A 2,539-nucleotide genomic window follows, 5' to 3' on the forward strand; every position below is an offset into this window, starting at 1 on the left:
TTACCAGCTTCGATGGTTGCGTGCGGACGCAAAATTACCTCAGTAAATCGAATTTTGCCATCTTTTTGCGTCATTGTGCCTGTCGCTTCATCCGAGTAAGAAATTACCCGAATCGCAGCACGAGCACACAAAGCAAGATAGCTCAACATATGGCAAGCTGACAGCGACATTACTAATAAGTCTTCAGGATTGTACAGCGCAGCATTGCCCCGAAAAGTTGGGTCTGCTGAACCTACAAATGGTGGCTTACCGTCGATATTTATTGTATACTGGCGAGAATAAGCATCATAAGATGAAGTAGAATCTTGACTGGCACCTGTCCAAACTGTGTTGATGCGGTAGGTGTGTTCTTTGCTCATTTATATTAATTTGGTAATTAAAATTATAATTAATATTATATCACAGGAGCTGTTTGATCGTTCGGACTTCAGTCCTCAGCATTTGATGCGGACTGAAGTCCTCACTACGAACCGATTTTTTAAATTGAAAAAGCGCCTAACTTGTTACGGTTAGGCGCTATATAATCTTTCAAAATTCGCTAAAATTAATCGTTGCGAGACACAAGATTTGATTCAACTTTAGCAGTTGCAACTGGTACAATTCGAGTCAATGCCGATTGCAGCATCGGAGTTTTGGTAACAGAATCGTTTGCTAAGTTAAACAAAGGATTTGATAAAATTCCTGCCAATGTTGTGGCAACTAAGGTGAGTACAACGCTGACCTGCAAAGGTCGCATTCCCTGAAGGTTCCAGCGAACTGGCGGATAGTTTTTCACGGAGTCCGACATTTCTTGAGGTTCTTTTACTACCATCATTTTGACGACGCGGATGTAGTAGTAAATTGAAACTACGCTGGTAATTAATGCCAGGATAACTAAGCCGTAAAGTCCAGCTTGCCAGCCGGCCCAGAATAGATAGATTTTGCCGAAAAATCCAGCCAGTGGCGGAATTCCACCGAGAGAAAGCAGGCAAATACTCAATGCTAATGTTAGCAGCGGGTCTTTTTGATACAAGCCAGAGTATTCGCTGATTTGGTCGGTTCCTGTCCGCAACGAGAACAGGATGATGCAGGCGAAAGCGCCTAGGTTCATGAACAGGTAAACCAACATATAAAATATCATGCTGGAGTAACCGGCTTCGGTTCCTGCAACTAAACCAATCATCACAAATCCGGCTTGGGCGATCGACGAATAAGCTAAAAGCCGCTTCATGCTAGTCTGGGCGAGGGCGACCACATTGCCCAATACCATGCTGAGTATGGCTAAGGCTGTGAATACGAAGTGCCACTGTTCTGTGAGTGCGGGGAATGCACTTGTTAACAACCGGATGGCTAGGGCAAAACCGGCTGCTTTGGAACCGACGGAAAGGAAGGCGACAACGGGTGTTGGCGAACCTTCGTAAACGTCTGGAGTCCATTGATGGAAAGGAACTGCGGAGATTTTGAAGGCGATTCCGGCGATCGTAAAAACCAATGCAATCACTAAACCGAGAGATTCACCGTTATTCACAGTAGAAAGGTTGGCTGCGATCGCACTTAGCGTAGTTTGGCCGCCAGACAACCCGTATAGCAGCGACAAACCATAGAGAAATACCGCTGAAGAAGACGCCCCAATTAACAAATATTTCAAAGCAGCTTCATTGGAACGCGGATCGCGTTTTGTGTAACCCGTCAGCAAATAAGACGAGATACTCAGAGTTTCCAACGAAATAAAAATCATCACCAATTCATCAGCGCCACTGAGGAACATTCCCCCCAAAGTAGCCGTGAGCAAAATGCCGATAAATTCCCCTAAAGCAGTACCAGTTTGCAGTACATAACGGACGGATATCAAAATAGTGACAGCCGCCGTCAGAGCGATAATTCCGCGAAACACCAAACTCAAGGCATCGCTGTTAAAACCGCCCAGAAACGAGATAGTGTTAGTGTTATCCCACTGCAAACACAAAGCAGCGACGGCGGCCAGCAAACCCGCAACGGCAACGTAGGGAGTCCAATTAGAGGAACTGCGCCCTACGATTAAGTCGCCGACGAGAACCACCAAGAGGGTGATGATGACAATTCCCTCGGGTAAGATAGTTCCAGCATTTAGCTGGGCTGCAAGAGTAGCAAAATCCATATTTTCAGGCAGGTTGGGTAATACAGGCCCAAAAGGCTGTAATGGGCAGTGAGCTCGTAAAAATTCTTTACCAAACTGGATTGTAGCTGATTACAGCTTCGCAAGCCGAGTTTTGCGGTGTTTGTTGCCGGGGATCGAGACGGGGGTTTGGCCCGAGTTGGCCCGAGCCGGCGGGGAGTCGGCGGGGACTCGGCCCAGAGTCGGCGGGGAGTTGGCGGGGAGTTGGCGGTTGAAACCGCAACTATACAAACAATGTCTGCCTCCGCAGACTGAAGAATTTAACTGAAGAATTTAGAGGTAATATCATGTCTCAAGAGAACTACCACAATCAGATAGGTTCGATCGTTCCGAATGCAAGTTAACCGTTATGGATGCGGACTGAAGTCCGAACGATCAAACCGTTTTTAGGGTTGGTAGTCAGGA

2 protein-coding genes are annotated in these 2,539 nt (G+C 46.6%); both read right to left on the minus strand.

The window, feature by feature from the left end; translation table 11 throughout:
* Positions 1-359: OsmC family protein (locus tag QT974_RS23710; RefSeq protein ID WP_333470869.1), on the minus strand; the 359-nt coding region annotated here is incomplete at its 3' end.
* A 185-nt stretch (positions 360-544) separates the two neighbouring features.
* Positions 545-2,116, minus strand: coding sequence for an NAD(P)H-quinone oxidoreductase subunit N (locus QT974_RS23715; protein ID WP_333470870.1), 1,572 nt, complete (start codon positions 2,114-2,116; stop codon positions 545-547).
* Positions 2,117-2,539: the final 423 nt, after the last annotated feature.

Origin of the sequence: Microcoleus sp. BM001215392, assembly GCF_036700185.1 — a bacterium.
In the GTDB taxonomy this organism is placed as follows: domain Bacteria; phylum Cyanobacteriota; class Cyanobacteriia; order Cyanobacteriales; family Microcoleaceae; genus Microcoleus.

Excerpts from the sequence above, each read along its gene's own strand:
- QT974_RS23715 (WP_333470870.1), bottom strand. The coding sequence starts at position 2,116 with ATGGATTTTGCTACTCTTGCAGCCCAGCTAAATGCTGGAACTATCTTA.